General features: G+C 63.6%; 28 protein-coding genes. 17 read left to right on the top strand and 11 right to left on the bottom strand.

All coding sequences use genetic code 11. The annotated features are described in order from the left end of the window. Positions 1-302 precede the first annotated feature (302 nt). The 8 genes from mreB to tldD all read left to right on the top strand — a co-directional run bounded on the left by mreB (position 303) and on the right by tldD (position 11440). Positions 303-1340, top strand: a complete 1038-nt coding sequence (mreB, locus tag MST27_RS19735) for a rod shape-determining protein MreB (RefSeq protein WP_243607629.1) — start codon at positions 303-305, stop codon at positions 1338-1340. Positions 1341-1590: 250 nt separating this feature from the next. Continuing rightward, positions 1591-2559: a rod shape-determining protein MreC gene (gene mreC, locus MST27_RS19730; protein ID WP_476756135.1), complete on the top strand. Its 969-nt coding sequence runs from the start codon at positions 1591-1593 to the stop codon at positions 2557-2559. Continuing rightward, complete coding sequence (gene mreD, locus MST27_RS19725) at positions 2556-3044, top strand: rod shape-determining protein MreD (RefSeq protein ID WP_243607628.1); 489 nt, start codon at positions 2556-2558, stop codon at positions 3042-3044. Before mreC ends, mreD begins: the two co-directional genes overlap by 4 nt. Before the next feature lie 86 nt (positions 3045-3130). Further along, positions 3131-3721: a Maf family protein gene (locus tag MST27_RS19720; RefSeq protein ID WP_243607627.1), complete on the top strand. Its 591-nt coding sequence runs from the start codon at positions 3131-3133 to the stop codon at positions 3719-3721. Between the two features lie 91 nt (positions 3722-3812). Beyond that, a complete protein-coding gene (rng, locus tag MST27_RS19715; protein WP_243607626.1) occupies positions 3813-5270 on the top strand; it encodes a ribonuclease G in 1458 nt (485 codons plus the stop codon). A gap of 49 nt (positions 5271-5319) precedes the next feature. Continuing rightward, a complete protein-coding gene (locus MST27_RS19710) occupies positions 5320-9120 on the top strand; it encodes a YhdP family protein (RefSeq protein ID WP_243607625.1) in 3801 nt (1266 codons plus the stop codon). A 29-nt stretch (positions 9121-9149) separates the two neighbouring features. Next, entirely contained in the window at positions 9150-9995 is an 846-nt protein-coding gene (locus MST27_RS19705; RefSeq protein WP_243607624.1) for a carbon-nitrogen hydrolase family protein, read from the top strand. A gap of 2 nt (positions 9996-9997) precedes the next feature. Continuing rightward, a complete protein-coding gene (tldD, locus tag MST27_RS19700) occupies positions 9998-11440 on the top strand; it encodes a metalloprotease TldD (protein WP_243607623.1) in 1443 nt (480 codons plus the stop codon). A 60-nt stretch (positions 11441-11500) separates the two neighbouring features. Here the strand turns inward: tldD and yjgA are convergent, their stop codons facing one another. Further along, positions 11501-12022, bottom strand: a complete 522-nt coding sequence (yjgA, locus tag MST27_RS19695; RefSeq protein ID WP_243607622.1) for a ribosome biogenesis factor YjgA — start codon at positions 12020-12022, stop codon at positions 11501-11503. 107 nt (positions 12023-12129) lie between these two features. Here yjgA and pmbA point away from each other — a divergent pair, with 107 nt between their 5' ends. Continuing rightward, on the top strand, positions 12130-13476 hold the full coding sequence (pmbA, locus tag MST27_RS19690) for a metalloprotease PmbA (RefSeq protein WP_243607621.1): 1347 nt from the start codon (positions 12130-12132) through the stop codon (positions 13474-13476). 129 nt (positions 13477-13605) lie between these two features. On the opposite strand, the gene MST27_RS19685 is transcribed toward pmbA, so the two are convergent. The 10 genes from MST27_RS19685 to MST27_RS19640 all read right to left on the bottom strand — a co-directional run bounded on the left by MST27_RS19685 (position 13606) and on the right by MST27_RS19640 (position 20727). Next, complete coding sequence (locus MST27_RS19685; RefSeq protein ID WP_243607620.1) at positions 13606-13878, bottom strand: HPr family phosphocarrier protein; 273 nt, start codon at positions 13876-13878, stop codon at positions 13606-13608. Between the two features lie 8 nt (positions 13879-13886). Next, the gene (rapZ, locus tag MST27_RS19680; RefSeq protein ID WP_243607619.1) at positions 13887-14744 is read right to left on the bottom strand and encodes an RNase adapter RapZ; all 858 of its coding nucleotides are present in this window, start codon (positions 14742-14744) and stop codon (positions 13887-13889) included. Positions 14745-14870: 126 nt separating this feature from the next. After that, positions 14871-15335, bottom strand: a complete 465-nt coding sequence (gene ptsN / locus MST27_RS19675; protein ID WP_243607618.1) for a PTS IIA-like nitrogen regulatory protein PtsN — start codon at positions 15333-15335, stop codon at positions 14871-14873. 7 nt (positions 15336-15342) lie between these two features. Then, positions 15343-15651 carry a ribosome hibernation-promoting factor, HPF/YfiA family gene (gene hpf / locus MST27_RS19670; protein ID WP_243607617.1) on the bottom strand — a complete coding sequence of 103 codons (309 nt, stop codon included), beginning with the start codon at positions 15649-15651 and terminating at the stop codon, positions 15343-15345. A gap of 77 nt (positions 15652-15728) precedes the next feature. Then, complete coding sequence (locus MST27_RS19665; protein WP_243607616.1) at positions 15729-17243, bottom strand: RNA polymerase factor sigma-54; 1515 nt, start codon at positions 17241-17243, stop codon at positions 15729-15731. 145 nt (positions 17244-17388) lie between these two features. Next, the gene (gene lptB, locus MST27_RS19660; RefSeq protein ID WP_243607615.1) at positions 17389-18114 is read right to left on the bottom strand and encodes an LPS export ABC transporter ATP-binding protein; all 726 of its coding nucleotides are present in this window, start codon (positions 18112-18114) and stop codon (positions 17389-17391) included. After that, positions 18114-18662, bottom strand: a complete 549-nt coding sequence (gene lptA, locus MST27_RS19655; protein WP_243607614.1) for a lipopolysaccharide transport periplasmic protein LptA — start codon at positions 18660-18662, stop codon at positions 18114-18116. Before lptA ends, lptB begins: the two co-directional genes overlap by 1 nt. Then, the gene (gene lptC / locus MST27_RS19650; protein WP_243607613.1) at positions 18649-19221 is read right to left on the bottom strand and encodes an LPS export ABC transporter periplasmic protein LptC; all 573 of its coding nucleotides are present in this window, start codon (positions 19219-19221) and stop codon (positions 18649-18651) included. The genes lptA and lptC overlap by 14 nt, the downstream gene beginning before the upstream one ends. Positions 19222-19229: 8 nt before the next feature. Beyond that, complete coding sequence (locus MST27_RS19645; protein WP_243607612.1) at positions 19230-19751, bottom strand: KdsC family phosphatase; 522 nt, start codon at positions 19749-19751, stop codon at positions 19230-19232. A gap of 1 nt (position 19752) precedes the next feature. Beyond that, positions 19753-20727, bottom strand: a complete 975-nt coding sequence (locus tag MST27_RS19640) for a KpsF/GutQ family sugar-phosphate isomerase (protein WP_243607611.1) — start codon at positions 20725-20727, stop codon at positions 19753-19755. A gap of 258 nt (positions 20728-20985) precedes the next feature. Here MST27_RS19640 and MST27_RS19635 point away from each other — a divergent pair, with 258 nt between their 5' ends. From MST27_RS19635 to murA, 8 genes are all read left to right on the top strand, one after another. Then, on the top strand, positions 20986-21801 hold the full coding sequence (locus MST27_RS19635; RefSeq protein ID WP_243607610.1) for an ATP-binding cassette domain-containing protein: 816 nt from the start codon (positions 20986-20988) through the stop codon (positions 21799-21801). Beyond that, positions 21794-22591, top strand: coding sequence for a lipid asymmetry maintenance ABC transporter permease subunit MlaE (gene mlaE, locus MST27_RS19630; protein WP_243607609.1), 798 nt, complete (start codon positions 21794-21796; stop codon positions 22589-22591). The genes MST27_RS19635 and mlaE overlap by 8 nt, the downstream gene beginning before the upstream one ends. Continuing rightward, positions 22591-23049: an outer membrane lipid asymmetry maintenance protein MlaD gene (gene mlaD, locus MST27_RS19625; protein WP_243607608.1), complete on the top strand. Its 459-nt coding sequence runs from the start codon at positions 22591-22593 to the stop codon at positions 23047-23049. Before mlaE ends, mlaD begins: the two co-directional genes overlap by 1 nt. Before the next feature lie 11 nt (positions 23050-23060). Next, entirely contained in the window at positions 23061-23714 is a 654-nt protein-coding gene (locus tag MST27_RS19620; protein ID WP_243607607.1) for an MlaC/ttg2D family ABC transporter substrate-binding protein, read from the top strand. After that, the gene (locus MST27_RS19615; protein ID WP_243607606.1) at positions 23707-24021 is read left to right on the top strand and encodes an STAS domain-containing protein; all 315 of its coding nucleotides are present in this window, start codon (positions 23707-23709) and stop codon (positions 24019-24021) included. Before MST27_RS19620 ends, MST27_RS19615 begins: the two co-directional genes overlap by 8 nt. An 11-nt stretch (positions 24022-24032) precedes the next feature. Continuing rightward, on the top strand, positions 24033-24515 hold the full coding sequence (locus tag MST27_RS19610) for a phosphate-starvation-inducible protein PsiE (RefSeq protein ID WP_243607605.1): 483 nt from the start codon (positions 24033-24035) through the stop codon (positions 24513-24515). Positions 24516-24613: 98 nt separating this feature from the next. Then, on the top strand, positions 24614-24853 hold the full coding sequence (locus MST27_RS19605; protein WP_243607604.1) for a BolA family protein: 240 nt from the start codon (positions 24614-24616) through the stop codon (positions 24851-24853). Positions 24854-24957: 104 nt separating this feature from the next. Beyond that, the gene (murA, locus tag MST27_RS19600; RefSeq protein WP_243607603.1) at positions 24958-26223 is read left to right on the top strand and encodes a UDP-N-acetylglucosamine 1-carboxyvinyltransferase; all 1266 of its coding nucleotides are present in this window, start codon (positions 24958-24960) and stop codon (positions 26221-26223) included. Positions 26224-26286 lie beyond the last annotated feature (63 nt).

The raw sequence follows: 26286 nt of genomic DNA, 5'->3' as shown, positions 1-26286 counted from the left end.
AGCGGGAAGCGAATCGGTGCGCCTTCCGTCGGCCAGGGCCAACGCGAGGGCGGCAGGGGCGATCTGCAGCAGTGGGCCAACGGGCCCGGAAAAGCCGTCAATGTTACATGGCTGTCGGCCCAGCCGGTAGCACGGCTGCGGCTTGCACGTCGACTCATGCATTTTCCTCGTGCGCGCATTTTTCGCGCAACAGCTCACGTCTGGCCCTTCAGGCCTGGACTCGCGCCTTGCCCTTGCTTCCCGCCATTGTTAGAGTTTGCGGCACTTTTTTCCCCACGCGTTTGCCCCAGGGCCCTTTTCCCATGTTCAAGAAACTGCGTGGCATGTTTTCCAGCGATTTGTCGATCGACCTGGGCACTGCCAATACCCTTATTTATGTGCGCGACCGCGGTATCGTCCTGAACGAACCGTCCGTGGTGGCCATTCGTTCCCATGGCAACCAGAAGAGCGTCGTTGCCGTGGGAACTGACGCCAAGCGCATGCTCGGGCGTACACCAGGCAACATCAACGCGATCCGCCCGATGAAAGACGGTGTGATCGCCGACTTCAGCGTCTGCGAGAAGATGCTGCAGTACTTCATCAACAAGGTTCACGAGAACAGCTTCCTGCAGCCGAGCCCGCGCGTGCTGATCTGCGTACCTTGCAAGTCCACCCAGGTCGAGCGTCGCGCCATTCGTGAATCGGCGCTGGGCGCGGGCGCCCGCGAAGTCTTCCTGATCGAGGAGCCCATGGCCGCCGCAATCGGCGCTGGCCTGCCAGTCGACGAGGCGCGTGGTTCGATGGTCGTCGATATCGGGGGTGGCACCACCGAAATCGCCCTGATTTCTCTCAATGGCGTGGTCTACGCCGAGTCCGTACGGGTCGGCGGCGATCGTTTCGACGAGTCGATCGTCACCTACGTTCGCCGCAACTACGGCAGTCTGATTGGTGAGTCCACCGCCGAGCGCATCAAGCAGGAGATCGGCACTGCCTTTCCTGGCAACGACGTGCGCGAAGTGGACGTTCGCGGACGTAACCTGGCCGAAGGGGTGCCGCGCAGCTTTACCCTCAATTCCAACGAAGTGCTGGAGGCCCTGCAGGAATCGCTGGCGACCATCGTTCAGGCGGTCAAAAGCGCGCTGGAGCAGTCGCCGCCGGAGCTGGCGTCCGATATTGCCGAGCGTGGGCTGGTGCTGACCGGTGGCGGTGCGCTTCTGCGCGATCTGGACAAGCTGTTGGCGCAGGAAACCGGTCTGCCGGTGATCGTCGCCGAAGAGCCGCTGACCTGCGTGGCGCGGGGCGGTGGTCGGGCGCTGGAAATGATGGATCGTCACGCCATGGATCTGCTCTCCACGGAGTGATCCACGGTCGGCCGGGCCGTCGAAGCCGCGGTGCATTGGGGCGAGGCGGCTGCAACCCGTCCGCTCACAGCCTCCTGGACCATGCGCTTACGACCGTCTCGCCGGTCACCTCCGGCCGGCCTGTAGAGGGTCTGGCCAGTTTCAAGTGACAAGCCGAACCCTGGCTCGCCCTGTGTTCGGCTTGTCTCGTTCAGTTTGAAGCCTGCAGTGCGAGGATTCGCTCATCAAACCGCTATTTGCCAAAGGACCTCTGCTCGGTGTGCGCCTGCTGGTGCTCGCCGTGTTGTGTGTCGCGCTGATGGTGTTGGATGCTCGCTTCGATACGCTGAAACCACTGCGCAGCCAGATGGGCCTCGTGCTGACGCCGTTCTACTGGCTGGCCGACCTGCCGGTGCGGACCTGGCAGCGTGCGACCGAGCAGTTGAGCACCAGCACCAGCCTGGCCGCGGAAAACGAGAAGCTCAAGGCTGAAGCCTTGCTCATGCAGCGGCGCCTGCAGAAACTGGCCGCCTTGACCGAGCAGAACGTGCGACTGCGCGAGCTGCTGAATTCGGCAGCGCTGGTCGATGACAAGGTGCTGGTGGCCGAGCTGATCGGGCTCGACCCCAATCCCTTCACGCACCGTATCCTCATCGACAAGGGGGAGCGCGACGGCGTTTTCGTCGGCCAGCCGGTGCTCGACGCCAGCGGCTTGATGGGCCAGGTCGTCGAGGTGATGCCCTATGCGGCGCGCGTACTGCTCATTACCGATGTTACGCATAGCATTCCCGTGCAGGTCAACCGCAACGGCTTGCGGGCGATCGCCATCGGCACCGGCAGCCCGGACTACCTGGAGCTGCGCCATGTGGCGGAAACGGCGGACATCAAGGAAGGGGATCTGCTGGTCAGTTCGGGCCTTGGGCAGCGCTTTCCCAGTGGCTATCCGGTCGCCCAGGTCACTGAGGTGATTCGGGGTTCCGGCCAACCATTCTCCATCGTCCGCGCCACGCCGACGGCGATGCTCAATCGCAGCCGCTACCTGCTGCTGGTCTTCAGCGATTCACGAACACCCGAAGAGCGCGCCAATGCGGCGGCCGAAGCGCAGGAGTCGGCCGATCGCGAGGCCGCCGAGCAGGCCGCGCCCGGGGCAGATACCGCTCCGGCTGGTGATGCCGACAGGACCCCAGAAGATTCTGTGCCCGCTGCGGCCCCGGGTACCGATGGCGAGGCACGACAGTGATCAGCGGTCGCGCGAACAACGGCTGGGTCATCTGGGTGTCGTTATCGGTTGCGCTGCTGCTGAGCATCGCGCCGATGCCGGCCAACACGGAGCTCGCGCGGCCCCTCTGGCTGGGCATGTTCATCGCCTATTGGGCGATTACCCTGCCTCATCGCGGCGGCATGGCGGCGGCATTCTTCTTCGGGCTGATGCTGGATGTGCTGGCCGGGACCTTGCTCGGGCAGAACGGGCTGCCGTTGTTGCTCGTGACCTTCCTTGTGCTGAGCCTGAACCAGCGCCTGCGCATGTTCCCGCTGCTGCAGCAAAGTCTGGTCCTGCTGGTGATTCTCGGGCTCGGGCAGCTGGTTCACCTCTGGCTCAACACGCTCACCGGCAACCGTCCGCCGACGCTGCTTTTTCTCGTCCCCGTCCCGGTCAGTGCCTTGCTCTGGCCTTGGGTCTTCGTGGCGCTGCAGTGGGCGCGCCGGCGCTTCAACGTCTATTGATTGGCTATGGTCCGGCCGTGCTGATGCGCTTCCGGCTGTTCGAGGGATATGCGAACCTGCGCCGACGGTAATTTCAAGGATCAGGCATGGCTGCATTGTTTCTCGCCTCTGCGTCGCCCAGGCGCCGTGAACTGCTGACCCAGATCGGCGCCCCCTTTTCGCTTCTATCCGTTTCCATTGATGAGACGCCCCTCCCTGGCGAAGCCCCTGAAGCCTACGTGCAGCGTCTCGCACGCGAGAAGGCTGCTGCCGGCCTTGCCGCGCTTGATGAGCCGGGTGCCTTCGTTCTCGGCGCCGATACGACCGTGGTGCTCGACGAGCGCATCCTCGGCAAGCCGGCGGACCGGGCCGATGCGCTGGCCATGCTCGGCGCCCTGTCGGGGCGCGAGCATCAGGTGCTGACCGCTGTCGCCCTGGCTGGAGAGGCAGGATGCGAGGTGCGGCTGGTCGGCAGCCACGTCGGCTTTCGCTCGATCACGCCAGCCGAAGCCGAGGCCTACTGGGCCAGCGGCGAGCCGCAGGACAAGGCGGGCGCCTATGCCATCCAGGGGCTGGGCGCAATATTCGTCAGCAGCCTGCGCGGCAGCTACTCCGCCGTGGTGGGACTGCCATTGTGCGAAACGGCACAACTGCTCGAGGCGCGCGGCCTGCCGTACTGGGCTAAAAGCTCGGCCTAGCGCCTGTGGCTCGTACGCGTATGCCGTTAGAATCGGGCCAATCTCGTCAGCTTCGGCTGCTCCAGACCATCGCCACCGGCCGAGAAGAACAATGAGTGAAGAAATTCTAATGAACATCACCCCCATGGAATCGCGGGTGGCGGTGGTCGAAAACGGTGTCCTGCAGGAAGTCCACGTCGAGCGCACACAGCGCCGGGGCATCGTCGGCAATATCTACAAGGGCAAGGTCGTCAGAGTGCTGCCCGGCATGCAGGCGGCGTTCGTCGACATCGGCCTGGAGCGGGCCGCGTTCATCCATGCCTCGGAGATCTCCGCGCGTGAAGGCAACGCCGTCGAGCCGATCAGCGCGCTGGTCCATGAGGGGCAGGCACTGGTGGTGCAGGTCACCAAGGATCCTATCGGTACCAAGGGCGCTCGGCTGACCACGCAGCTGTCCATTCCCTCGCGCTATCTGGTGTACATGCCGCGCACCAGTCATGTGGGTATTTCCCTGCGCATCGAAGACGAGGCCGAGCGCGAGCGGCTCAAGCAGGTCGTGATGGAGTGCATTGCCGCCGAGGGTATCAAGGAAACCGGTGGCTTCATTCTGCGCACGGCGGCCGAGGGGGCCGGCAGCGACGAAATTCTCATGGATATCCGCTATCTGCGCCGGCTCTGGGAACAGATCGACGGCCAGATGAAGACCGCCGCCTCGCCATCGGTCATCTACGAGGACCTGTCCCTGGCGATGCGCACCCTGCGCGACCTGGTCAATCCCCGGATCGAGAAGATTCGCATCGACTCGAGGGAGAACTTCCAGAAGGTCCGGCAGTTCGTCGCCGAGCTGATGCCCGAACTCAGCGAGCATCTGGAACACTATCCCGGCGAGCGCCCCATCTTCGACCTGTACAGCGTCGAGGACGAAATCCAGAAGGCGCTCGAGCGCAAGGTCATGCTCAAGTCCGGTGGCTACCTGATCATTGATCCGGCGGAGGCCATGACCACCATCGACGTGAATACCGGTGCCTTCGTCGGTCATCGCACCCTCGAAGAGACGATCTTCAAGACCAACCTCGAGTCGGCGACCGCGATCGCCCGACAGCTGCGCCTGCGCAACCTGGGCGGCATCATCATCATCGACTTCATCGACATGGAGGACGAGGAGCACCGCCGGCAGGTCCTGCGGACGCTGGAAAAGCAGCTCGAGCGCGACCACGCCAAGACCAACATCATCGGCATCACCGAACTCGGGCTGGTGCAGATGACCCGCAAGCGCACCCGTGAAAGCCTCGAGCAGGTCCTGTGCGAGCCATGCATGTGCTGCCAGGGGCGCGGCAAACTGAAGACGCCGGAAACCGTCTGCTACGAGATCTTCCGCGAAATCCTGCGCGAAGCGCGCGCGTACCAGGCCGAGGGCTACCGCGTGCTGGCGAACCAGAAGGTGATCGATCGCCTGCTCGATGAAGAATCAGGCAATGTCGCTGACCTGGAGAGCTTTATCGGCCGTTCGATCAAATTCCAGGTCGAGACCATGTATTCCCAGGAACAGTACGATGTGGTGCTGCTCTGAATAGATGCAAGCCTGGCCACGTAGGCCCGGATGACTGGAGCGCATCCGTATGAGTCGGCTCCCAGCTCTGATGATCGCACTGCCGCGTCGATGCCTCTGGCTGGCCGCGGTCGGCCTGATACTGGCTGCGCTGTACGTCAGCCTAGGCAGGCAGCTGGTGCCCTGGGTGGCCGAGTATCGTGCGGAAGCCGAGAGCAAAGCGCAGGAATTGCTGCGAATGCCGGTGACCCTGGGGCGCCTCGAAGGCCGCTGGGAGGGGTTCCGTCCGCGGTTGGTTGCCCGCGATGTGCAGCTAGGCGAGGGAGACGAGGCGGTTCGCCTGGATTCGCTGGCGGTCGTGCCCGACCTCGCCGAGAGCCTCTGGTCGCGCACGTTGCAGCTGGCGTCGGTCACCTTCAGCGGCGTACACCTGAGCGTCGTCGAAGGGGCAGAGGGCGGCTGGCGCTTGAGCGGCATGCCGGAGCGCGCCGGCGCGCCGCCGCTATCTCCTGAACAGCTCCTTGCGCGGCTTCGGAGTGTCGAGCAGCTCAGGCTGCACGACAGCCAGGTCACGTTCCAGCCACAGGCAGGCGCTCCGCTAACGCTCAGTTACGTCGACGTCGAACTGCGCAGCTTAGGCGATGGGTTCGAACTGGACGGCCGCATGCTGCTTCCGGACGGCAAGCCGCTTGCGCTGCGGGCCGATGCACAGTGGGCGCCGGCGCGCTGGGAGGATGTCACGGCGCGCCTGTACCTCAGCCTGCCGCAGAGTGATTGGGCCGACTGGTTGCCCGCCAGCCTGGTTGACGGCCTGCGCGTCGGACAGCTGCAGGGCGGCGGGGAAATCTGGCTCGACTGGCGTGAGCGGGGCGTTGCACGCGCCGTGGCACGGCTGAACCTGCCGAAGGTCGAGGTCGGACCGGCAGAGCGCGAAATGCTGGGGATCGAGGACCTAGCGCTCAACGCCTACCTCGACCGTCAGCCACAAGGCTATCGGCTGCAACTCGACGGCCTGTCCTTCGGCCTGGGTGACAGCCGGTGGCCGGAGATGCGTGTGTTGCTTAGCCAGGATGCCGAGGCGGACCGCTGGCAGCTCCAGGCCGACCGCATCCCCCTGGCAACTCTGGCCAGGCTTGTCGAGGGGCTGGCGCCGTTGCCCGACATGGCGCAGGCCTACCTTGAGGCCCTTGCGCCGGAAGGGACGCTGCGCAACCTGCAGCTCGGCTACCGCCCACGCGAAACCGGCGCGGAACGCCTGACCTTCGCGGGCAACCTGGACGCGGTAGGGATCGACGCTTATCACTGGATACCGGCGGTCCACAACGTCAACGGATTGGTCCGCGGTGACCTCGGCGCCGGAGAGCTGCGCTTCGACAACCAGAACTTCAGCCTGCATCTCGCCGAGCTTTTCGCCGAGCCCTGGCGCTATCGCAGCAGCCGGGGCAGCCTTCGTTGGACCTTCGATGAGGAAGCGTTCACCTTGGTCGCGCCCTACCTGCAGGTTGAGGGCGAAGAGGGGCAGATCGCCGGCGACTTCCTGATCCGGCTGATGCGTGACCCGGCCCTCGAGGACTACATGGATCTCCGCGTGGGGATACGCAACGGCGACGCCGCCTACACCGCCAGATACCTGCCAACGCGTTCACCGGCGCTCAGCGCCCCGCTGGCCGAGTGGCTGCAGACGGCTATTCGCGGCGGCACCGTCGAGCAGGGGTACTTCGAGTACCAGGGCTCGATCGCCAGGGATGCCGCCGAGGAGGCGCGCAGCCTGGGGCTGTATTTCAAAGTCAGGGACGCCGAGCTGGCCTTCCAGCCGGGTTGGCCCGTGCTGCGGGAGGCGCATGGCGAAGTGCTCATCGAAGACAGCGGCGTGCGGGTGCGGCTGGCCGATGGGCGCATGCTCGACAGCCAGGTACATGATGCCCGCGCGCAGATCCCCCGGAGCCTGGGGGGCGGTGTGCCGCGGCTGTCCGTGCAGGGCACCGTCGAGGGCAACGTCCGCGATGCGTTGACGCTGCTGCAGGTCGCGCCGATCGGCACGGCGGATCTGATCGCCGGCTGGACGGGCGAAGGCCCGCTGACTGGCGAGCTGGACCTGGACATACCGCTCGCCAAGGGCGAGACGCCGAAAGCCAAGGTTGATTTCACCAGCCGTGACGCCTCGCTTTATATCGCGCAGGCAGACCTGGCGTTCGACGCGGTGGCAGGGACCTTCCGCTACGACACCGAGCGTGGCCTCAGTGCGCAGGGTATCCAGGCGCGAAGCCTGGGCGCGCAGTGGCGCGGGTCGGCCAGCGCAACCGGGCAACCCGGGGCGCCGGCAACCCGCATCCAGGCCACCGGGAGCGTTGCGATACAGGCGCTGCTGGATTGGCAGAAGATTGAACGAGCCCTGCCCATCACCGGCGACGTGCCGCTGCAGCTGGCCCTGTCGCTCGGCGGAGACGGCAACCAGCTCCAGTTGGATTCGTCGCTGATCGGTGCCCGTCTCGACCTGCCTGCGCCTTTCGCCAAGTCTGCCGATGAGCGTCGGGATACCACGTTGCGGCTGTCACTCGGTGGCGAGCAGCAACGGTTGAGCCTCAAGCACGGCGAGCTGGCGACGCTGGCGTTCGGCGGGCCCACCGGCAGACTGCTGGAAGGCGGCGGTGAGCTGGTGCTGGGCGGCGGGGCGGCGAATCGACGCAGCGACCCTGGGCTCTATGTGCGCGGTAACCTGGCGACGCTCGACGCGGGTCAGTGGGGGGCGTTGCGCGAGTCGTTCGGCCAGCCCGCCGAAGACGCTGGTGCCGTCTCGCTATTGCGGCGCGCGCAGCTGAACATTGGCCGCTTCGAGGGCTTCGGCACCCGCGTCGAGGCGTTGGGTGTCGATCTCAGGCGCCAGGCGGCCGGCTGGTCACTTGCGCTGGACAGCGAGACCATTGCAGGCGAGGTCCAGCTGCCGGACTCGACCGAGCCGATCACGTTGAACCTCTCCCATCTGCGCCTGCCTGCGCCCGCACCGGCCGATGCTGGTGCCGAGCCTCGTGATCCGCTCGCCGGTGTCGATCCGGGCGGCGTGCCGGCCATGGATGTCTCGATCGGGCAGGTGTATCAGGGCTCCGCCGCTCTGGGTCCCTGGTCGTTGAAGCTCCGGCCTGCCGCAGGCGGCGTCGCATTCAGCGACCTTAACCTCGGCCTGCGCGGTATCAACTTGACTGGCGAGGGCGGGTGGGCCGGCGATCGTACCTGGTACAAGGGCGGGTTGGCCGGGGCCAACCTTGCCGACGTCTTGCTGGCGTGGGGCTTTGCGCCCTCGACCACCAGCGAGTCCTTTTCACTGACGGTCGATGGGCGCTGGCCCGGCTCACCGGCGTTCTTTGGTTTCCAGCGACTATCGGGTGCGTTGAAGGGCAGCCTGCGAAAAGGGCAGCTGCGGGAGGTCGATGGCAGTGCGCAGGCACTGCGTGTATTCGGTCTGCTCAATTTCGATTCGATCGGTCGGCGGTTGAGGCTGGATTTTTCCGATCTGTTCAGCAAGGGGCTTAGTTATGACCGGATCACGGCCGACCTGCAGGCGACCGATGGGCTTTATGTCACACGCGAGCCGCTCAAGGTCACCGGGCCGTCGAGCAACCTGGAATTGCAGGGGCAGCTCGACATGGCCAATGACCGGATCGATGCGAAACTGTTGGTTACGCTGCCGGTCAGCAACAACCTGCCGCTGGCGGCACTGATCGTGGGAGCGCCCGCCATCGGCGGGGCGCTGTTCGTCGCGGATAAACTGCTGGGCGACAGGGTCGCGCGCTTCGCCACCGTGCAATATCGGGTCGAGGGCCCCTGGCAGGCGCCGCAGATCACCTTCGATCGACCCTTCGAGAACCCCAACTGATCGGCCTTGGTTGCCGAGCTGGTGCCCCGATGACCCTAGCCGTGATCCAGATGGCCAGCCAGGCCGATATCGCGACCAACCTCGCCACAGCCACGCGCCTGCTGGAGCAGGCCGCTGTCGCCGGTGCGAAACTCGCCGTGTTGCCGGAGAATTTCGCAGCGATGGGGCGATCCGACCTCGCCCGTGTGGGGCGCGACGAGGCCGAGGGGGTTGGGCCAATCCTGCCATGGCTGGCGCGCACAGCCTCCGAGCTCGGTTTGTGGTTGGTCGGTGGCACCTTGCCGCTTCCGCCTGATGGCCAGCCGCAGGGCAAGGTCTGTGCCTGTTCGCTGTTGATCGACGACAAGGGGCAGCGCGTCGCCCGCTATGACAAGCTGCATCTGTTCGACGCCGAGGTCAGCGATGCCCAGGGGCGTTATCGCGAGTCGGACAGCTACGCGGCGGGCGATCGGATCGTGGTCGCCGATACGCCCGTCGGGCGATTGGGGATGACGGTCTGCTATGACCTGCGCTTTCCCGATCTCTACACCGCGCTGCGTCTGGCCGGTGCCGAGCTGATCAGCGCGCCGTCAGCCTTCACCCGCGTCACCGGTCGGGCACATTGGGAGATCCTCATTCGCGCGCGAGCCATCGAGACGCAATGCTATATGCTGGCCGCAGCACAGGGTGGCGAACACCCCGGCGGTCGTCTGACCCATGGTCATTCGGCTATCGTGGACTTCTGGGGGCAGGTCGTCGCCGAACGCGACGAGGGCGAGGTCGCCCTGAGTGCCGAGCGCGACGTCGCGGCTCAGCAGGCCGCACGCGAGCGCATGCCGCTGTCGCGTCACCGCCGATTCTCCGCCCCCCGTATGGCCTCTGGCACATTGGAGTAGTTATGAGTGAATTGCTGTTGCCTGTTACCGAACGCCTGCTTACCCCTGGCGGCTTGGGTCTCGAGGACCTGCCGGGCCTGCTGGGGGAGCTGGCCGGTCCTGGTATCGACGCGGCGGATCTGTATTTCCAGGACCAGGTGACCGAGTCCTGGGTGCTCGAAGATGGCATCGTCAAGGAAGGCGGTTTTCATATCGAGCAAGGTGTGGGCGTTCGGGCGTTGTCAGGGGAGAAGACTGGCTTCGCTTATAGCAATGCCATCAACGCCGACGCGTTGCGGCAAGCTGCCGAGGCGGCGCGTTCGATCGCCAGGAGCGGGCAGCAGGGACGCGTGGGTGTGTTGTCCCGCGCCACGTTCAAGCCGCTGTATCGGCAGGAGAATCCGCTCGACGGAATGGGGCGCGCCGAGAAGGTCGAGCTACTCAAGCGCATCGACGTTGCGACCCGTGCACTCGATCCGCGAATCAAGCAGGTAACCGTCAGCCTGGCGGGTGTCTGGGACCACGTACTGGTGGCCGGTCTGGACGGGGCGCTGGCCGCCGACATTCGTCCGCTGGTGCGTTTCAATGTCAGCGTGATCGTCGAACAGAACGGTCGACGCGAGCGCGGTGGCCAGGGCGGTGGCGGTCGCACCGGGTACGACTATTTCCTGCAGGAGGATCGGGCCATGGGCTATGCCCGTGAGGCCCTGCGCCAGGCGCTGGTCAACCTCGAGGCGGTGGCTGCGCCGGCGGGTACCCTGCCGGTGGTGTTGGGGTCGGGATGGTCCGGTGTGCTGCTTCACGAGGCGGTCGGCCATGGACTCGAAGGCGATTTCAACCGCAAGGGCAGTTCGGCCTACAGCGGTCGCCTCGGGCAGCCGGTCGCCTCCAAACTTTGCACCATCGTCGATGACGGTACGCTGGCCGATCGCCGCGGCTCGCTAAGTGTCGACGATGAAGGCACACCCACCCAGTGCACCACGCTGATCGAGAACGGCGTGCTCAAGGGGTACATGCAGGACAAGCTCAATGCGCGCCTGATGGGCGTTTCGCCGACTGGCAACGGGCGGCGCGAGTCCTACGCGCATCTGCCGATGCCGCGCATGACCAACACCTACATGCTGGCGGGCGAGAGCGATCCGGAGGAAATCATCCGTTCGGTGAAGAAGGGAATCTATTGCGCCAATCTTGGCGGCGGGCAGGTGGATATCACCAGCGGCAAGTTCGTGTTTTCAACGAGCGAGGCCTATCTCATCGAGGATGGACGGATCACTGCACCGGTCAAGGGCGCCACGCTGATCGGTAACGGTCCTGACGTGATGAACAAGGTCTCGATGGTCGGCAATGACCTGGCGCTCGACAGCGGTGTGGGTACCTGCGGCAAGGACGGTCAGTCCGTGCCGGTTGGCGTCGGGCAGCCGACGCTGAAGATCGACGGGATCACCGTCGGGGGCACAGGCGCTTGATGCCGGAAGTCAGCTCGACGTGCGGACGCCGTCTGGCGCCGAGCGTCGAGCCGAATGGGTTTAGCGCAGCCCTCGCTGCGTCTCGTCCAGTTCGCGGATGTACTTGAATATCTTGCGGCTGGCGGCCGGGGGCTTGTTTCGGGCGGCTTCATGCTGGGCATGACGGATCAGGCTGCGCAGGTGCTGCCGGTCGGTTTCCGGGTAGTCGGCGACAAAGGCCTCGAGGGTTTCGTCATTGCCGGCGATGAGGCGATCGCGCCACCGCTCGAGGGCATGGAAGCGCTCGTTGTACTGGCGCGTCGAGGCGTCGAGCTGGTCGACCAGCGCCAGGATGGCGTCGACGTCCTGGTCGCGCATGAGCTTGCCGATGTATTGCGAATGGCGTTTACGCGCGATGTGGGCCTTGTGTTTCGGAGCGTCGTCCAGCGCTTTGCGCAAGGCGTCAGTCAAGGGCAGGCGGTCGAGCAGCTCGGGCTTGAGTGTGGTCAGGCGCTCACCCAGTTCCTGCAACGCATGCATTTCACGCTTGACCTGGCTTTTGCTTTTTTCCTCGAAATCGTCGAGGTCGGACATATCAGACATGGGGCGGATCCAGATGGAAATGCCGCCATGATAACAGCAGCCCCGCCGGCCGGTGGCAGGCAGGTCGCGACGGTTGCGAATCAGTGAATCAGGGTTCGGAGTGTTTTATGACTGAAGTTGATGCGATAGGCCCGGACGCACTGCCGGCACTGCGCGAGCGTGTCCAGCGCATCCTCGACGAGGCGCACAAGCAAGGCGCCACGGGCTGCGAAGTGTCGGTGTCGATGGAACAGGGGCTGTCCACGACCGTGCGTCAGCGCGAGGTCGAAACCGTCGAGTTCAACCGGGATCAGGGCTTCGGCATCACCCTCTATCTCGGCCAGCGGAAGGGTTCGGCGAGTACCACGGGCAGTGGTGATGACGCTATTCGTGAAACCGTGGCCGCCGCGCTGGCCATCGCCCGGCATGCTTCGGAAGACAGCTTCGCCGGGCTCGCCGATCCCCAGTTGATGGCCCGCGAGGTGCCGGACCTGGACCTCTATCATCCCTGGCCGATTGCGCCGGACGAGGCGATCGAGCTGGCCCTGACCTGCGAGGCGGCGGCGTTCGACACGGATGCCCGCATACGCAATGCGGACGGCACCAGCCTGAGCACGCACCGTAGCATCCGTGGCTACGGGAACAGCAGCGGCTTCATCGGTGGCTATTGCAGTAGCCGGCACAGTCTGAGCTGCGTGATGATTGCCGAGGCCGACGGGCAGATGCAGCGCGACTATCACTATGACGTCAATCGCGTCGCCAGCGAGCTGAGCGGCGCCGAGTCGATCGGCCAGCGTGCCGCTGAACGTGCGGTGCGGCGCCTCGGTGCGCGACCAGTGCCGACCTGTGACGTGCCGGTGCTGTTTTCGGCCGAGCTTGCCACCGGCTTGTTCGGCCATTTCCTGTCTGCCATATCCGGTGGCAACCTCTACCGCAAGGCTTCCTATCTTGAGGATGCGCTTGGCCAGACGCTGTTTCCCGAGTGGCTGAGCCTGGACGAGCGCCCGCACCTGCTGCGGGGCCTGGCGAGTGCCGGCTACGACGGCGATGGTCTGGCGACCTACGCCAAGCCGTTCGTGGACAAGGGGCAGCTCGTCTCTTATGTGCTCAGCACCTATTCGGGCCGGAAACTGGGGATGCCCAGCACGGCGAACGCGGGCGGAGTGCACAACCTCTTCGTCACCCATGGTAAGGACGATCAGGCGGCGCTAATTCGCCGCATGGGGCGCGGCCTGCTGGTGACCGAGCTCATGGGGCAGGGGCTGAATCTGGTGACAGGCGATTACTCGCGAGGCGCAGGCGGCTACTGGGTCGAGAACGGTGAGATCCAGTTCCCGGTGCAAGAGGTGACCATCGCCGGCAACCTGCGCGATATGTTCCAGCAGATCGTCGCCGTGGGCTGTGACATCGAAACCCGCAGCAGCATCCACACCGGCTCGGTGCTGATCGAGCGTATGAAGGTCGCCGGAAGCTGACAGGCTAAGGGAGGGGCCGGTCGGTCAACCCGATCTGCCCCGGCAAGAACGGAAGCAGCAGCCCTCGGACGATCCAGGTATCACACCGCTATTGGCACCTGGCCTGAAATCAGCCTCTCGGCGACCAGCCTATTCCCCTTCCTCGAAATAGTCCTCGATAAGGGCGATCAGTGCATTCATGGCGTCTTGTTCCTGCTCGCCTTCGGTGCGCATGTGCAGGGTGGTCCCTTTGCTCGCCGCCAGCATCATCACGGCCATGATGCTCTTGCCGTCGACCACGGTGTCGGGGCAGCGGCCGATACGGATGTCGCAGGGGAACTGGTTGGCGACCCCGACGAACTTGGCGGCGGCCCGGGCGTGTAGCCCGAGTTTGTTGACGATGGTGATATCGCAGGCAGGCATGGTTCTTCCTAGACCAGGTCGCGATGGCGGACCTGGACGTTCTTCAGAGGCTCGCGCAGCGCCTGACACAGTCGCTCAGCCAGATACACCGAGCGGTGGTGCCCGCCAGTGCAGCCGATCGCGACCGTGACATAGGCGCGATTGCTGGCGGCGAAGCGTGGCAGCCACTTGCTGAGGTAGGCATGGATGTCCTGAAACATCTCCTCCACGTCGGCCTGCTGCGCAAGGTAATCGATCACCGGCTGGTCGAGACCAGAATAGTCGCGCAGCTCGGCTTTCCAATAGGGATTCGGCAGGCAGCGCACATCGAACACCACGTCAGCATCGACGGGCATGCCGCGCTTGAAACCGAAGGATTCGAAGAGAAACGCCGTGCCGGGCTCGGGTTTGTTCAGCAGACGCAGTTTCAGCGTGTCACGCAGCTGATAGAGATTCAGGTGCGTCGTGTCGATCTTGAGATCGGCGTGGTCGATGATCGGAGCGAGCAGCTTCTCTTCGTCGCGAATGGCCTCGGCGAGCGAGCGGCGCTCCGTTGTCAGCGGGTGGCGTCGGCGGGTTTCGGAAAAGCGCTTGAGCAGGGTTTCGTCCGCGGCGTCCAGGTAGAGCACGTCGCATTGGATATGGCGTGCGCGTGCCTCGATCAGAAGCTCAGGGAAGCGTTTGAGCTGGCTCGGCAGGTTGCGTGCATCAATGGACACGGCTACCTGCGGCTGCAGCAGTTCGGTGTGCAGGAGCGCCCGCTCGGCAAGCTCGGGCAGAAGTCCCGCCGGCAGGTTGTCGATGCAATAGAAACCATTGTCCTCGAGCACGTCGAGGGCGGTGCTTTTACCCGAACCGGAACGACCACTGACGATAATCAGACGCATCTCGTCGCCGCCCCTTGGAGCAAGTGTTCGACACCTGGCGTCGCCAGGTGTCGGTGTCTCGAGCGCTGACAGGTCTTGGGCACGTCTCGTTCCTCACTTCATGCTGGCGTGCGGTGTCCAGCCCTGCTATTGGCCGCTCTGGATATCGACCACCGTCTGGTAGAGCGCCTCCGACGTCGAAGCCTGGCGCAAACGTTCACGCACATCCTCGCGGTCGAGCATGCTGGCGATCTGGCGAAGCAGTTCCAGGTGCTCATCGGTGGCCGCTTCGGGCACCAGCAGGACGAACAGCAGGTCCACCGGGGCGCCGTCGATCGCGTCGAAATCCACTGGAGCATCGAGGTGCAGCACGGCACTCAGCGGCGAGGCGCATCCGCTCATACGGCAATGGGGGATGGCGATTCCGTTGCCGAAGCCTGTGGAGCCGAGTTTCTCGCGTGCGACGAAGCTTTCGAAGATGGCTTGTGGGTCGAGGTCTGGGAGATCCCTGGCGATCACCTTGGCGATCTGTTCCAGGACGCGCTTCTTACTGCCGCCCGGCACGTTCACGAGGGAACGTGCGGGGGTCAGGATATGTTCAAGTCGGATCATGATGGGGTTAGCGGGCTAGGGCACCCTGGTTGTGGTCGAGCTGTTTTTCTTTGTGCTTGATGAGCTGACGATCGAGCTTGTCAGCAAGCAGGTCGATGGCGGCATACATGTCTTCGTGCTCGGCATTGGCGACGACTTCGCGCCCGGCGACGTGGAGCGTGGCTTCGGCCTTCTGCCTGAGCTTTTCGACCTGGAGAATCACCTGAACACCGATGATGCGATCGAAATGCCGCGACAGTCTTTCGAATTTTTCCTCGACGTAGTCACGCAGGGGCTCGGTAACTTCAAGGTGAAGGCCAGTGATAGTGACTTGCATACTGCATCTCCTTTTGCCACGTGCGGATTGGCGGGACCGGGCCCGCCAGCGGAAGAGATCGTCGGTCAACCGGTAACCTACAGCAACCGCTTGCGCTCGCTGGACGGCGCGATACCGAGCGATTCACGGTATTTGGCGACGGTGCGGCGTGCTACCTGGATGCCCTGCTCCTCCAGTAAACCAGCGATCTTACTGTCGCTCAACGGCTTTTTCGGGTTTTCCGCCGCCACCAGCTTTTTGATGATCGCGCGGATCGCGGTGGAGGAGCACTCGCCGCCTTCGGCGGTGCTGACGTGGCTTGAGAAGAAGTACTTGAGTTCGTATATCCCGCGCGGGGTATGCATGTATTTCTGGGTGGTCACCCGGGAGATGGTCGATTCGTGCATGCCCACGGCCTCGGCGATATCGTGCAACACCAGCGGCTTCATGGCTTCGTCGCCATGATCGAGGAAGCCCCGTTGATGCTCGACGATCTGGGTGGCCACCTTCATCAGGGTTTCGTTGCGGCTCAGCAGGCTCTTGATGAACCAGCGCGCCTCCTGCAGCTGGTTACGCATGAAGGTATTGTCCGCGCTGGAATCGGCGCGCTTGACGAAGCCAGCGTACTGCGCGTTCACCCGCAGCCGGGGCATCGCCTCCTGATTGAGTTCGACCAGCCAGCGATCGTTGTGCTTGCGCACGATGACGTCCGGCACGACATATTCAGGCTCGCTCGTCTCGATCTGCGAGCCGGGCCGCGGGTTCAGGGTCTGGATCAGATCGACGACCTGGCGCAGTTCGTCTTCCTTGAGCTTCATGCGGCGCATGAGCAAGCTGTAGTCGCGGTTGCCGAGGATGTCCAGATGGTCGCTGACCAGGCGCATGGCCTCGGGCAGCCAGGGTGTCCGCTCGGGCAGTTGGCGCAGCTGCAGGAGCAGGCATTCGCGCAGGTCGCGGGCGCCGATGCCGGCGGGCTCGAATTGCTGGATGCGGCGCAGCACCACTTCGATCTCGTCGAGTTCGATCTCGAGTTCCGGGTCGAAGGACTCCAGCACTTCCTCGAGGCTTTCCTCCAGATACCCCTGTGGATTGATACAGTCGATCAGGGTGGCAGCGATGAGGCGGTCGGTGTCGCTCATCGGCGCGAGATTCAATTGCCAGAGCAGGTGGCTCTGCAGGCTTTCGCCGGCAGAGGTGCGGGTGGTGAAGTCCCACTCGTCGTCATCGCTGCTCGGCAGGCTGCTTGCGCTGGTCTGATAGATGTCTTCCCAAGCGGTGTCGACGGGCAGTTCGTTGGGGATGCGATCGCTCCAGTCCGCGTCATCGGGGTTGTCCGCCGCCGTGCCGATGCTGTCCTCGTAGCGGCTGTCGGCGCCATCAGGCTCGGATGTCGTCGCGCTGTCCGGCTTGGCCTCGATGGCTTCGGCCATTACGTCCGAGCCGTCGAAATCGTCCCCATCTTCTTCGCGTTCCAGCATGGGGTTGGAATCCAGCGCTTCCTGAATCTCCTGCTGGAGATCGAGCGTGGATAACTGGAGCAACCGTATGGCCTGTTGCAGCTGCGGTGTCATCGTCAGCTGCTGGCCCATCTTCAGGACTAGCGATGGTTTCATGGCAGAGGACTTCGAACCTTGTTTGCCGGCGCAACCGCGCCTGTTCCGACTGTTGGCGGCTTGGGCGCCAGAGGAAGCAAATTATATGCCTGCTGGCGAAGCCTTTGCCTAGCCCCGTGGCGCGACCTCTCCTGAAAAAAACCGGTCAGAGCCGGAATTCGTGGCCCAGGTACACTTCCTTGACCAGTTGATTGGCCAGGATGGTCTGAGCATCGCCTTCGGCAATGAGCTGGCCGTCATTGACGATATAGGCCGTCTCGCAGATGTCCAAGGTTTCGCGCACATTGTGATCGGTGATCAGTACGCCGATGCCTTTGGCCTTGAGGTGGTGAATGATCTGCTTGATATCGCCTACCGAGATCGGATCCACGCCGGCAAAGGGCTCGTCGAGCAGGATGAACTTCGGTGCGGTCGCGAGGGCGCGGGCAATCTCGACACGGCGCCGCTCACCGCCTGACAGGCTCATGCCGAGGCTGTCGCGAATGTGGCTGATGTGAAACTCCTGCAGCAGGCCTTCGAGTGCCTGCTGGCGTGCGCTGCGATCGAGGTCCTTGCGGGTTTCAAGGATCGCCATGATGTTGTCCGCCACTGACAGCTTGCGGAAGATCGAAGCTTCCTGTGGCAGGTAGCCGATGCCGGCGCGTGCGCGGCCGTGCATTGGCAAATGCGTGACGTCGTGCTCGTCGATCAGAACCCGGCCCTGGTCGGCTCTGACCAGTCCGACGATCATGTAGAAACAGGTGGTCTTGCCGGCACCGTTCGGGCCGAGCAAACCGACGATCTGGCCGCTTTCGATGGACAGGCTGACGTCGCGTACGACCTGGCGGCTTTTATAGCTCTTGGCGAGGTGCTGGGCCTTGAGGATTGCCATTACTCGGTCTGCTCCGCTGCCGGCTGGTCCCGCTTGCGTGGCTGGATGACCATGTCGACCCGCGGCCGAGGCGTTGTCACGTCGGCGTTGGTGGCGCGCCCGGCATTCACGATCTGACGCTGGGTGTCATAGACGATCTTCTCGCCTTCGAAGGTGTTGCCTTCCTGAACCACCTTGGCCTGGTCGATGAGCACGATGCGCTCGTTCGCCGCGAAATACTGGATGGTCAGGCCATAGGCCTTGACGATTTCCTTGTCGGCCGCGGGCTTCTGCTCGTAATAGGCCGGCTTGCCGATCGAGGTGAAGACTTCCACATCGCCGTTGGCATTCTGGGTGATGGTGACGGTGTCGCCGGTGATCTTCATGGTGCCCTGCGTGATGACCACGTCGCCGCGGTACACCGCGACGCCCTGGCGATCGTCGAGTTCGGCCGTATCGGCCTGGACGCGGATCGGCTGGTTGCGATCTTCGGGCAGCGCATGGGCGTTGCCGCCGAGCAGAAAGATGCTCAGACCGAGCAAAAAAGGGAGAGTCTTAACGCAGCTCATGCTGGCCTCTTACATTGGATAGCAGGAGCATCCTGCCTTCGTTCAGATACGCTTTCATGCCCGTGGCGGTGGTCACTCCGTTCGCGGCGACGATTCTAACGGGTTGCCGGGTTTCGGCATAATCCTTCTCGGGCAGTACGGTCATGCGAGTGGTCGTCACGATGGTCGGGCGCCCCTTGGCATCGGTTCGCTCGATGCGCACGTTGTCGATCAGTTCGACTTCTTCGCCTTGAGGGCCTACCTCGCCGCGCTCGCTGGTGACGTGCCAGGGCAGCTCGGTCCCGCGAAAAGATTTGAGGTCCGGGCGCGTCAGCAGGCTGGTGTCGCTCGCCTTGAGGTGTTCGACCTTCTCGGCGACCAGTTCGTAGTTGCGCTTGCCGTCAGGCTGGTACTGCACGGTGCGCGAATTGATCACGTAGAAATCGATGGGCGATTCCGGTTCGCTGACAGCGGCCGGCTCGTCCATGAAGCTCTCGGGGCGGATGTTCCAGTAGCCGACCGCGACCAACAGCAGGGCAATCAACAGCAGGATGGCGGGCAGGCGGATCTTGCTCAGCATGGGCACCTCTACAGATACGCGGCCTGGGCGGACTCAAGGGTGCCTTGGGCGCGCATGATTAGCTCGCAGAACTCACGCGCGGCACCCTCACCACCCCGCGCGCTCGTCACGCCGTGGGCATGTTCGCGAACGAAGCCGTCGGCACTGGCGACCGCCATGCCCAGTCCGACCCGGCGAATCACGGTCAGGTCCGGCAGGTCGTCGCCCAGATAGGCCACCTCGCTGTAATCGAGCTGAAGTTCGGCGAGCAGCTCGTCGAGTACCACCAGCTTGTCTTCGCGCCCCTGGTAGAGGTGCTGGATGCCGAGATTCTGCGCGCGGCGCTCGACGACTGGCGTCTTGCGCCCGCTGATGATGGCGGTGCGCACACCGGAATTGATAAGCATCTTGATGCCGTGCCCGTCGAGCGTGTTGAAGGTCTTGAACTCACTGCCATCGACGAGGAAATAGAGTTTGCCGTCGGTCAGTACGCCGTCGACATCGAATATCGCCAGGCGCACGTTCCTGGCGCGTTGCAGCAGGTCATTCATGTCACATCACTCCCGCGCGCAACAGGTCGTGCATGTTCAAGGCCCCGACGGGGCGGTCCTGCTCATCGACCACTACCAGAGCGTTGATCTTGTTGTCCTCCATGATCTTGAGGGCTTCGGCCGCGAGCATCTCGGCCTGTGCGGTCTTGCCGTGAATGGTCATGACCTGGTCGATCATCGCCTGGCGCACGTCCAGGCCCTTGTCCAGGGTGCGGCGCAGGTCACCATCAGTGAAAATGCCGGCGAGTCGCCCGTCGTCTTCGAGCACGACCGTCATGCCAAGGCCCTTGCGGGTCATTTCGAGCAGGGCTTCGCGCACCGAGGTGCCACGGTTGACCCACGGCAGGCGATTGCCCGTGTGCATGACATGCTCGACCTTGAGCAACAGGCGACGGCCGAGCGCGCCGCCGGGATGGGAGAAGGCGAAATCCTCGGCGGTGAAGCCGCGTGCCTCGAGCAGCGCGATGGCGAGGGCATCGCCCAGCACCAGGCTGGCGGTGGTCGAGGAGGTGGGGGCGAGGTTGAGCGGGCATGCCTCGATGGCCACGCTGGCGTCCAGGTTGACCTGCGCCGCCTTGGCCAGGACCGAGTCGGGGTTGCCCGTCATGCTGATAAGCGTAATGCCGAGACGCTTGATCAGCGGGAGCAGCGTGACGATCTCGCTGGTACTCCCGGAGTTGGACAGGGCCAGCACTACGTCGTCTCGGGTGATCATTCCCATGTCGCCGTGGCTGGCCTCGGCCGGGTGGACGAAGAACGCGGTTGTGCCGGTGCTGGCCAGGGTGGCAGCGATCTTGTTGCCGATGTGCCCGGACTTGCCCATGCCGACCACGACGACGCGCCCCTTGCACTGCAGGATGAGTTCGCAGGCCTTGACGAATTCGGCGCCGATGCGGCCTTTAAGCTGCTCGACCGCCTCGATTTCCATGCGGATAGTGCGCTGGGCAGTCTCGATCAAATGGCTGCTCTGGCTCATTTGTGCATCATCACCTGGGCTAAAACGCGGGATTATAGCGGCAAACCCATCGTCGCTCATCGAAAAGCTGCCAGGATCCGTCGCGCCGCGCCTCGCTGAACACAGACTGAACGACCGATGCAATTCATGCGCAGACACAGTCGCGCGCTTTGGAGGGGGTTGGCGCAGTGCTATAGTTTGCCGCCGAAAACAGTCGCGCGAAGTATCCCCGGAACATCTGGGAGCGTCTGACTCGCAGGCTGTATCCAAGGAGAACCGATGAGCGTCGCCAACGCTAACGCCGTCGAGCTGAAGGGTGTCACCTTCAAGCGCGGCGAGCGCAGCATTTTCCATGACATTGATATCGTCATACCGCGAGGCAAGGTGACGGCCATCATGGGCCCGTCCGGCTGCGGCAAGACGACGCTGCTGCGCCTGATCGCCGCACAGCTCAAGCCCGAGCGCGGGGAGGTCTGGGTGGCCGGTACCAACCTGCCGACTCTGTCCAGGCGTGAACTGTTCGACATGCGCAAACAGATGGGTGTGCTGTTCCAGAGCGGCGCGCTGTTTACGGACCTCGACGTGTTCGAGAATGTTGCCTTTCCCCTGCGGGTCCACACCCAACTGCCGGAGGAGATGATCCGGGACATCGTCCTGATGAAGCTCCAGGCCGTCGGTCTGCGTGGTGCCGTCGACCTGATGCCCGACGAGCTGTCCGGCGGCATGAAGCGCCGGGTGGCGCTGGCACGGGCGATCGCGCTGGATCCGCAGATACTCATGTATGACGAGCCCTTCGCTGGCCAGGACCCCATTGCCATGGGCGTTCTGGTCCAGTTGATCCGTCTGCTCAACGATGCATTGGGCATCACCAGCATCGTCGTCTCGCACGACCTCGTCGAGACGGCGAGCATCGCCGACTACATCTATGTCGTTGGCGAAGGGCAGGTGCTCGAGCACGGGACCCCAGAGGAGTTGCGGCGCTCGGAAAATCCGCGGATCCAGCAATTCATGCGCGGTTCGGCCGACGGTCCGGTGCCGTTCCATTTTCCGGCTCCGGCTTATGCGGACGATCTGTTGCGAGGCGCCGATGCGTAGACGTTCCCCGATCGAACGAATCCGTATGCTTGGCGAGGCCGGGCTGGATGTAGTCGCCGCGCAGGGGCGTGCGACCTTGTTCCTGTTTCATGCGCTATTCGGGTCGAGTGGCCTGAACAACCGCTTTTCCCTGCTGGTTCGTCAGCTGTATTCGGTGGGTGTGCTGTCGCTCGCCATCGTCGTGGTGTCCGGGATATTCATCGGCATGGTGCTCGCGCTGCAGGGCTACAGCATCCTCAGCAGCTACGGCTCCGAGCAGGCCGTCGGCCAGATGGTTGCGTTGACCCTGCTGCGCGAGCTCGGACCGGTCGTGACGGCACTGCTTTTTGCCGGCCGTGCCGGGTCGGCACTGGCGGCAGAGATCGGCAACATGAAGTCCACCGAGCAGTTGTCCAGCCTGGAGGTGATCGGTGTCGATCCGCTGAAATACATCATCGCCCCGCGACTATGGGCTGGCTTCATCTCGCTACCGTTGCTGACGCTGATCTTCAACGTCGTCGGCATCTGGGGCGGCGCGATGGTCGCGGTGGATTGGCTGGGCGTCTACGAAGGTTCGTTCTGGGCAAACATGCAAAACAGCGTGACGTTCAGTTCGGACGTGCTCAACGGCGTGATCAAGAGCCTGGTATTCGCCCTGGTCGTGACCTGGATCGCGGTGTTCCAGGGCTATGACTGCGAGCCGACCTCTGAAGGCATCAGCCGCGCAACGACCCGTACCGTGGTCTATGCCTCTCTCGCGGTACTTGGCCTCGACTTTATTTTGACTGCGTTGATGTTTGGAGACTTTTAATGCGCATCCGCACCCTTGAAATCGGCGTAGGCCTGTTCCTGCTGGCGGGCATCCTGGCCTTGCTGCTGCTGTCGCTGCGCGTCAGCGGTCTTAACGCGGGCGGGGCCGATAGCTACAAGCTGTACGCCTATTTCGACAATATTGCCGGTCTCACTGTCCGATCCAAAGTAACCATGGCGGGTGTGACCATCGGCAAGGTGTCCGCGATCGATCTCGACCGTGAAACCTATACCGGCCGCGTCACTCTGGAGATCCAGGAGGACGTGGATATCCTGCCTGCCGATTCGACGGCGTCGATCCTGACGGCTGGGCTGCTGGGCGAAAAATATGTCGGTATCAGTGTTGGTGGTGACGAGGAAACGCTGGCTGATGGCGACACCATTCGCGACACCCAGTCATCGCTCGTGCTGGAAGACCTGATCGGCAAATTCCTGCTCAATTCGGTAAACAGAGAATGAGGACCCACCCTATGACTATCGCCCTGCGTCGTGGTCTGCTGGTACTGTTCGCGGCCATCCTGCCTCTTGTGGCTCAGGCCGCGCCCAGTGCTCACGAAGTGATCCAGACGTCCACCGACCGCCTGCTGGCCGACCTCAAGGCCAACAAGGAGCAGTATCGGCAGGACCCCAACGCTTTCTACGAGTCGCTGAACGAGATCCTCGGGCCAGTGGTGGATGCCGAGGGAATTTCCCGCAGCATCATGACCGTGCGTTATTCGCGCAGCGCCTCGCCGGAGCAGATGAAACGCTTCGAAGAAAACTTCAAGCGCAGCCTGATGCAGTTCTACGGCAATGCCCTGCTCGAGTACGACAACCAGCAGATCCGCGTTTTACCGGCCAGCGGCAAGCAGGATGCCGATCGCACCAGTGTTGGCATGGAAGTGACCGGCCGTCAGGGCGAGATCTATCCGGTGTCCTATACGATGGTCAACCAGGGTGGCGACTGGATGGTCCGCAACGTGATCATCAACGGCATCAACATCGGCAAATTGTTTCGTGACCAGTTCGCTGACGCCATGCAGAAGAATGGCGGCGATCTCGACAAGACCATCGACGGCTGGGCCCAGGTCGTGGCGAGTGCGAAGGACACGGCCGCGGGCCAGAAGGCGAGCGGCGATGAGTGACGCACGGATCGAGCCGGCGGCCGACGGTGCGCTCAGGCTCATCGGTGTGCTCGACTACCAGACCGGCCCTGCCTTGCGTCGAGACGGTCAGGCGTTGATCGGCAACGGCGGTGGCGAGCGGCTGCTGATCGATTGTTCCGGGGTCGAGAAGTCCAGCAGCGTCGGGCTGTCGCTGTTGCTGGCCTTCACCCGCGATGCGAGAAAGGCGGGGCGGCAGGCGGTCATCGTCGGCATGCCTGACGACATGCGTGATATCGCTCGCGTGTCGGGTTTGATGGATGTTCTTACGGTACAGGAACAGGCATAGGGAGCGGTCCGATGATCTTGCGCTGGGCGGAGGCGACACGGGCGAAGGTGCACAAGGCGGCGGAATCGCTGGGTAATCTTTTCGTCGAAACCTTCCACTACCTTTCTCTGTTCGCCATCGGTGCGGTCACGGCGTGGGCGGGGGTGGTGGCTTTTCTCGGCATGGTAGAGAAGGGCAGCATCAGCGTTGACGACATTCTGCTGCTGTTCATCTATCTCGAGCTCGGCGCCATGGTTGGCATCTATTTCAAGACCAACCACATGCCGGTGCGCTTCCTGATCTACGTGGCGATCACGGCGTTGACTCGGCTGTTGATCTCGGATGTCTCGCATCACCACCGCCCGGATATGGGCGTGGTCTACATTTCGGGTGCGATCCTGCTCCTGGCGCTGGCGATCCTGGTGGTGCGCTACGCCTCCTCGCGGTTCCCGGCGGTGAGCGCCGAAGACCGACACCGTCCAAAACGCGATCGCGAGGTCGAGTCGCTCGACTGAGTGGGCTTCGTCAGCTTGTGACGGCGCGGGGTTCGCAGCTATCGGGGTTTTTTGTATGATGGCCGGCCGCGCGCGTCCGGCGCCGATCGAGGTAGAACATGCAGGCTGCAGAAGTTAAGAATTTGCTGGAAGAAAAGCTTCCAGGCGCTCAGGTGGAAGTCGAAGGCGAAGGCTGCAACTTCCAGTTGAACATCATCAGCAACGAGCTGACGGCCCTAGGGCCAGTCAAGCGTCAGCAGCAGATCTACGCCCATCTGAATCCTTGGATCGCTGACGGCAGCATTCATGCCGTTACCATGAAGTTCTTCAGCCAGGCCGACTGGGCTGCGCGTAACTGATTGGCGCCCGACGCCGATCGTGAAGACTGATTTCAAGCGGCGCGCGTCGTTCATGCGCGCCCTTCTTCGAATGGGCTTCGAGCCTGCGGGCTACGGGAATTTCCATGGATAAATTGATCATTACCGGCGGCGCCCGCCTCGATGGCGAGATTCGCATTTCCGGCGCGAAGAACTCTGCGCTGCCGATCCTCGCCGCGACCCTGCTTGCCGATACGCCTGTCACCGTCTGCAACCTGCCGCACCTGCACGACATCACGACGATGATCGAGCTCTTCGGTCGCATGGGCGTGCAGCCGGTGATTGACGAGAAACTGGCCGTCGAGGTCGACGCCAGCAGTATCAAGACGCTTGTGGCACCGTACGAGCTGGTCAAGACCATGCGCGCGTCGATCCTCGTGCTCGGCCCTATGGTGGCGCGCTTCGGCGAAGCGGAAGTGGCCCTGCCCGGCGGTTGTGCGATCGGCTCACGGCCAGTCGACCTGCACATCCGCGGCCTTGAGGCGATGGGCGCGCAGATCGACGTCGACGGTGGCTATATCAAGGCCAAGGCGCCGGCAGGCGGTCTTCGCGGCGCGCATTTCTTCTTCGATATCGTCAGCGTGACCGGCACCGAGAACATCATGATGGCCGCCGCGCTGGCCAATGGTCGTTCTGTGCTGGAAAACGCCGCTCGTGAGCCGGAAGTCGTCGATCTTGCGAACTTCCTCAACGCCATGGGCGCAAAGATCTCAGGTGCCGGCACCGACACTATCGTCATCGACGGCGTCAAGCGCCTGGGTGGCGGTCGATACAGCGTCATGCCGGACCGTATCGAGACGGGCACCTACCTGGTCGCAGCCGCCGCTACGGGTGGGCGCGTACGCCTTAAGGATACCGACGCCACGCTGCTCGAAGCGGTATTGCACAAGCTCGAGGAGGCCGGCGCCCATATCGATACCGGCAGCAACTGGATCGAACTGGACATGAAGGGCAATCGCCCCAAGGCCGTGAATATCCGTACTGCACCTTATCCGGCGTTCCCCACGGACATGCAGGCGCAGTTCATCACGCTGAACGCCGTGGCCGAGGGCACGGGTACCGTCATCGAGACGGTCTTCGAGAACCGCTTCATGCACGTTTACGAGATGAACCGCATGGGTGCGCAGATTCTCGTCGAGGGCAATACGGCGATCGTTACCGGCGTGCCGAAGCTCAAGGGGGCCCCGGTGATGGCGACCGACCTGCGCGCCTCGGCCAGCCTCGTGATCGCTGGCCTAGTGGCCGAAGGCGATACGCTCATCGATCGTATCTATCACATCGACCGTGGCTACGAGTGCATCGAGGAAAAGCTGCAGCTGCTGGGCGCGAAGATTCGCCGCGTACCCGGTTGACGGTGCGCTGATGCCGGCTGGCTCCGCCGTGCACGCTGCCGGCGGGGCAGTCTGCCTTGCCGG

Source organism: Stutzerimonas marianensis, assembly GCF_022810315.1.
GTDB lineage: Bacteria > Pseudomonadota > Gammaproteobacteria > Pseudomonadales > Pseudomonadaceae > Stutzerimonas > Stutzerimonas marianensis.
This window is presented reverse-complemented; position numbering and strand designations above follow the sequence as displayed.

Coding starts and splice junctions, on each gene's coding strand:
- mreB (WP_243607629.1), top strand. CDS start 303: ATGTTCAAGAAACTGCGTGGCATGTTTTCCAGCGATTTGTCGATCGAC.
- MST27_RS19720 (WP_243607627.1), top strand. CDS start 3,131: ATGGCTGCATTGTTTCTCGCCTCTGCGTCGCCCAGGCGCCGTGAACTG.
- rng (WP_243607626.1), top strand. CDS start 3,813: ATGAGTGAAGAAATTCTAATGAACATCACCCCCATGGAATCGCGGGTG.
- MST27_RS19710 (WP_243607625.1), top strand. CDS start 5,320: ATGAGTCGGCTCCCAGCTCTGATGATCGCACTGCCGCGTCGATGCCTC.
- MST27_RS19705 (WP_243607624.1), top strand. CDS start 9,150: ATGACCCTAGCCGTGATCCAGATGGCCAGCCAGGCCGATATCGCGACC.
- tldD (WP_243607623.1), top strand. CDS start 9,998: ATGAGTGAATTGCTGTTGCCTGTTACCGAACGCCTGCTTACCCCTGGC.
- yjgA (WP_243607622.1), bottom strand. CDS start 12,022: ATGTCTGATATGTCCGACCTCGACGATTTCGAGGAAAAAAGCAAAAGC.
- pmbA (WP_243607621.1), top strand. CDS start 12,130: ATGACTGAAGTTGATGCGATAGGCCCGGACGCACTGCCGGCACTGCGC.
- MST27_RS19685 (WP_243607620.1), bottom strand. CDS start 13,878: ATGCCTGCCTGCGATATCACCATCGTCAACAAACTCGGGCTACACGCC.
- rapZ (WP_243607619.1), bottom strand. CDS start 14,744: ATGCGTCTGATTATCGTCAGTGGTCGTTCCGGTTCGGGTAAAAGCACC.
- ptsN (WP_243607618.1), bottom strand. CDS start 15,335: ATGATCCGACTTGAACATATCCTGACCCCCGCACGTTCCCTCGTGAAC.
- hpf (WP_243607617.1), bottom strand. CDS start 15,651: ATGCAAGTCACTATCACTGGCCTTCACCTTGAAGTTACCGAGCCCCTG.
- MST27_RS19665 (WP_243607616.1), bottom strand. CDS start 17,243: ATGAAACCATCGCTAGTCCTGAAGATGGGCCAGCAGCTGACGATGACA.
- lptB (WP_243607615.1), bottom strand. CDS start 18,114: ATGGCAATCCTCAAGGCCCAGCACCTCGCCAAGAGCTATAAAAGCCGC.
- lptA (WP_243607614.1), bottom strand. CDS start 18,662: ATGAGCTGCGTTAAGACTCTCCCTTTTTTGCTCGGTCTGAGCATCTTT.
- lptC (WP_243607613.1), bottom strand. CDS start 19,221: ATGCTGAGCAAGATCCGCCTGCCCGCCATCCTGCTGTTGATTGCCCTG.
- MST27_RS19645 (WP_243607612.1), bottom strand. CDS start 19,751: ATGAATGACCTGCTGCAACGCGCCAGGAACGTGCGCCTGGCGATATTC.
- MST27_RS19640 (WP_243607611.1), bottom strand. CDS start 20,727: ATGAGCCAGAGCAGCCATTTGATCGAGACTGCCCAGCGCACTATCCGC.
- MST27_RS19635 (WP_243607610.1), top strand. CDS start 20,986: ATGAGCGTCGCCAACGCTAACGCCGTCGAGCTGAAGGGTGTCACCTTC.
- mlaE (WP_243607609.1), top strand. CDS start 21,794: ATGCGTAGACGTTCCCCGATCGAACGAATCCGTATGCTTGGCGAGGCC.
- mlaD (WP_243607608.1), top strand. CDS start 22,591: ATGCGCATCCGCACCCTTGAAATCGGCGTAGGCCTGTTCCTGCTGGCG.
- MST27_RS19620 (WP_243607607.1), top strand. CDS start 23,061: ATGACTATCGCCCTGCGTCGTGGTCTGCTGGTACTGTTCGCGGCCATC.
- MST27_RS19615 (WP_243607606.1), top strand. CDS start 23,707: ATGAGTGACGCACGGATCGAGCCGGCGGCCGACGGTGCGCTCAGGCTC.
- MST27_RS19610 (WP_243607605.1), top strand. CDS start 24,033: ATGATCTTGCGCTGGGCGGAGGCGACACGGGCGAAGGTGCACAAGGCG.
- MST27_RS19605 (WP_243607604.1), top strand. CDS start 24,614: ATGCAGGCTGCAGAAGTTAAGAATTTGCTGGAAGAAAAGCTTCCAGGC.
- murA (WP_243607603.1), top strand. CDS start 24,958: ATGGATAAATTGATCATTACCGGCGGCGCCCGCCTCGATGGCGAGATT.